At 43.8% G+C, this 4,463-nt stretch carries 5 protein-coding genes; 1 reads left to right on the forward strand and 4 read right to left on the reverse strand.

Features of this window, described 5'->3' with window-relative positions:
* Positions 1-1,066, forward strand: a 1,066-nt coding sequence (locus ACESM0_RS12925) for a gamma-glutamyltransferase (RefSeq protein WP_372906618.1), incomplete at its 5' end; no start/stop codon positions are given.
* 538 nt (positions 1,067-1,604) lie between these two features.
* Here ACESM0_RS12925 and ribB read toward each other — a convergent pair.
* The 4 genes from ribB to ACESM0_RS12945 form a co-directional block, all read right to left on the reverse strand.
* Complete coding sequence (gene ribB, locus ACESM0_RS12930; protein ID WP_372906619.1) at positions 1,605-2,828, reverse strand: 3,4-dihydroxy-2-butanone-4-phosphate synthase; 1,224 nt, start codon at positions 2,826-2,828, stop codon at positions 1,605-1,607.
* Between the two features lie 38 nt (positions 2,829-2,866).
* Positions 2,867-3,181: a preprotein translocase subunit YajC gene (yajC, locus tag ACESM0_RS12935; RefSeq protein ID WP_372906620.1), complete on the reverse strand. Its 315-nt coding sequence runs from the start codon at positions 3,179-3,181 to the stop codon at positions 2,867-2,869.
* Positions 3,182-3,470: 289 nt separating this feature from the next.
* The gene (locus ACESM0_RS12940) at positions 3,471-3,671 is read right to left on the reverse strand and encodes a DUF2892 domain-containing protein (RefSeq protein WP_372906621.1); all 201 of its coding nucleotides are present in this window, start codon (positions 3,669-3,671) and stop codon (positions 3,471-3,473) included.
* A gap of 147 nt (positions 3,672-3,818) precedes the next feature.
* Positions 3,819-4,463: GntR family transcriptional regulator (locus ACESM0_RS12945; protein WP_372906622.1), on the reverse strand; the 645-nt coding region annotated here is incomplete at its 5' end.

Below are 4,463 nucleotides of genomic sequence, written 5' to 3' on the forward strand. Positions count from 1 at the left end.
ACGTATTTTTAGAAGTTCACGAGAGGCAGATCAACTGATTCGCGAAGGTGAAGTGTTAAAACAGCCTGACCTTGCAGAACTTTTAGAGCAGCTGGTGATCGATGGGGAAGGCCTGTTTTACAAAGGGGAAATTGCCGAAAAGATCTCAAGAATTTGTCGTGATGATGGCGGATATCTGACCAGGGATGATTTTGAAGAATATCGGACTATTAAAAGAGAACCGTTGAAGGTTAGTTACCGGGGCAATGAAATCGCAATCAATCCTCCTCCGTCATCAGGTGGAATCCTGGTCGGGTTCGCATTGAAGTTGATGGAGGCAGTTGATTCCTGGAAGTTTAAACCGGGCGATGAAGCGTGGCTTGATACTGTTGCATTTATACAAAGGATGACAAACAGAGCGCGGATCGAGGCCTTTGTTGAACATCCTTCAGATGATCCCGCCTTGAAACTACTGGATCCTGAATATCTGGAGATCTACAAAAAAGAGATCAGGCAGAGAACGGCATCCTTCAGAGGTACCACCCACATCAGTATTGTAGATAAGGATGGCAATATGGCAAGTATGACCTCCAGTAATGGAGAGGGAAGCGGAGTTATGATACCGGGAACGGGTTTCATGTTCAATAATATGCTGGGTGAAGAAGATCTGAATCCGGGTGGATTTCATGAGTGGAATCCGAATGAGAGAATGACATCGATGATGACGCCCGGAATTCTGAAGATGAAATCAGGTGCAAGTGTGGTTTTTGGTTCAGGCGGTTCCAACCGTATTCGTACGGCTATTTTTCAGATTCTTCTAAACCTGATTGATTTTAAGATACCTTTAAACGAGTCGATCGAAGCACCAAGAATTCACATAGAAGAGAAGCAGCTGCATGTAGAAAAGGGATTTGGCCTTGTCCAGTTGAAAAAACTTAAAGATCTCTATCCAAACCATAAAATCTGGAGCGAGAAGAGCCTGTTTTTTGGAGGAGCACACTCTGTTAGCCGTGGACCCAAAGGGTATTCAGGTGCAGGAGATGGAAGACGCGGCGGTGTGGCAGCTGTGGTTTCAAATGAGGAGTAGCGAAAGAGAGTTGGCAGTTGGCAGTAATCAGTTGGCAATTCCTAATCTGTGTTTATCATCAGGGAAAAGGTGCAGGTTTTTAAAATAAGTAGTATGGAATCGTGGAGAACCTGCTGTGACAAGGAATTCATTGTATGCCGGCGTGAGAATGAAAGCTGTATAATTGGGATTCTTATACGCCGGTTTTCATATTAAAAACGCAATTGTCTTGTCGAGCGGAATGCGGTGCTTCTTCCGAATGGAGTCGAGACATCTCTTTGTTATCTGATCAAATTTAAATAACGCCTTATACGCTCCATCTAATAAAATGGCTGATCATTTTACACATGAGCAGAAGTGTAGGGCAACGAGAGACAGTGGTGAATCCTATGGAATGAGATGTCTCGATTACGCCCGGCCAAAAATGCACTGACAGGGCTTCACTCGATAAGACAAAAAACTTTTTGGAGGATAGGCGGGCATCAGTTCACGGAGTAGAGCAATGCTGTTGAAGCCCGCCAACTTTGACAAAAGTTAAACTTGTACCCTGTGTCTTACATCATTCCAGCATCAGTTTTTTCAGAAAACCTTCTTTCGATTGTGGCTTGTCGAGTTTTTCGTCGGGATGATCTGTGTCGATATGATCGAGCGGAATGGCAACCTCATCAACCATTTCCAGGCCAAAGCTCTTCAGCCCAACCCGTTTTACCGGATTGTTGGTTAGCAGGCGGAGCTTTCGAATTCCGAGCATGTGAAGTATTTGGGCGCCAACACCATAATCGCGCGAGTCCATTTTTGACCCCAATTTCGATCGGATCTGATCTTTACTGAGTCCGTCATCCTGTAATCGTATCGCAGTAATCTGGTCAACAATGTTAAATTCACGGCTCATCTGATCCATATACAGCACAACGCCGTGGTCCGACCGGGCCACCATCTTCATGCTTTCATGCAGCAGGCCGGTTTTGTTACTTCGTTTACTTCCGAAAATATCAGCCAGCGGATTTGCTGAGTGGACCCGAACTAAAACCGGATCCTCTTTCGTCCATTCTCCTTTTGCAAACGCCAGGTGATGTTCGCCGGTCAGCTTTTCCTCAAATACGTGCAGATCGAAATCTCCGTGGATGGTGGGCATATCTACGGTAAGCACTTTTTTGATAAGCGACTCATGCTTCATCCGGTAGGCAATCAGATCTTTGATTGTGATCAGTTTCATATCAAACTTTTTGGAAAGTTTGATCAGTTCCGGCAATCTCGCCATTTCGCCGTCGTCGTGCATAATTTCACAGATAATTCCGGCCGGTGCACAATCGGCAAGTCGGGCTAAATCAACGGCTGCTTCAGTATGGCCGGCGCGTCTCAATACACCTCCCTCTACACTGATCAGCGGAAAAACGTGACCGGGGCGTCTAAAATCGGAGGGGTGAGCCTTTGGGTTGATCATCTCTTTGATCGTATTCGCTCGGTCGGGCGCAGAAATACCGGTAGTGGTCAATTTCTTATGATCAACAGATATTGTAAAAGCGGCTTCATCAGGATCGGCGCCCTCCGTAACCATGTAGTCTAAATTCAGCTCCTGAGCCCTATGCCGCGTAATCGGTACGCATACAAGGCCGCGGCCATGCTTCACCATTATATTGATAGATTCCGGGGTAACTTTATCGGCCGCCATGAGGAAATCCCCCTCATTTTCGCGGTCTTCATCATCAACAACGATGACCATTTTACCAGCACGGATATCCTCAATAGCTTCTTCTATGGTATGAAAAGGAGACTCTGTCATGGTAGATCTGTTTTCCGGATGGCCCGGTTAAAGAAATGTTACTTCTTATTCGGGTTTACATCGGTAATTGAACTTTTTTGGAATCGGGCTTTCACACCACTGTCAATTTCCAATAAAACGGTTTCGTCTTCGATAGAGTTTACAACACCAAACATTCCGCCGCCGGTAACAACTTTATCGCCTTTTTTCATCTCACTCACTTTCTTCTGAATCTCTTTTTGCCGCTTGCTTTGCGGACGAATAATAAAGAAGTAAAAAACAAAAAATAGGGCTCCCAAAAAGAGAAGGTTGAGCAGGGCTCCGTCGCCGCCTTCAGGTGATCCCATCAGGAAAAAAACTTGCAAAAATGTCATATTAAAGTGGATTAGTAGATTAGTAATTCAGCTTTGTAAGATACACTTTTTCCCATGGGTGAGCAATTCACTCTGATGCTTCATCCATATTTATTCGTTAATCCAGGTTTGGAGTCAGATCCTCAACTTATAAAAGAAAATGTCTCCCCTAAAAAGGGGAGATTAAGAGGGGTGTTTTAGTGGATATCCTTGGATGGATAAAACATCTTTAAAATTCCACCTTTGATGTAGATCATTTTTTGAGATCGTACTCTTAAAACCGTGCTAACAGTAAAATTGAAAAGAGCAGCTATCCTTTTTTGGTGGACAGGCCAAATGGCAAATAAAGAGGGCATGTGCCCACCAAGCTTGTTAAAATAAATACAGCTGCCAGAATACCTAGAATAATGGCTGCGGTTCCGGATATTAGTCCGGTAAAATAGAGTATAGCCACAACCAGTGCGATGACTACTCTCAACCCGCGATCGATATTACCCATGTTTTTCTTCATAATAAGACTCCGTGATTAATTGTTGATTAGAAATTGAATTCCAAAACCGAGAGCTGTAATTATCAAAATACAGATAACACAGACTGCGATGAATTTCAATATTTTTGAACTACCGGCTTTCATTGTAAATAATAGATTACAGTAGGGTTAATCGGATGAATGAAATACAGGGACAAACTCTTTGAGCGGCAACGGTTCAGATTTTGATGTATCATTCTTACCACGTTCCAGTGTCATTTCATATTTAACCTGATCATTTCTATAGTAACGCTTTTGATAGTAGATCGGTTTGTCTCCGATTGTGTATGTAATTCTGTCGATTAAAAAGAGTGGGGTGTTGACTGGAACGTCCAGAGCTTCGGAGAGATCATCATCTGCCGATGTTGCCGACATTCTGTAACAACCTTTGGTTACCTCAATATCATAGTCATCTTCAAGGATTGAGTAGATCGTTTTATCCTTCAAGGCTTCTTCCGAAAGCAGTTGTCCGTAAAAAATTGGCAGCCATGAGGTATCGTAGGCAATGGGCTCACTGTCGCCTAAGCGAAGCCGGTCTACCTGAAGTACTTTTATATTCTCTTCAATGTCGAGACGCTCAGCCAGCCATTTGGGTGCAGTTATAACTTCAAAACGTTTTACAACGGAAGAAGCTTCGAGCCCGGCTTTTTCCATATCTTCGTTAAAGTCGGTCAGTTTAACCAGGTTGTGTTTTTTTCGATCGTCACTGACAAATGATCCAAGACCCTGGCAGCGATATATGAGTTTGTTATTTTCAAGGGACTGGAGTGCACG

This window comes from Rhodohalobacter sp., assembly GCF_041686455.1.
Taxonomy (GTDB): domain Bacteria; phylum Bacteroidota; class Rhodothermia; order Balneolales; family Balneolaceae; genus Rhodohalobacter.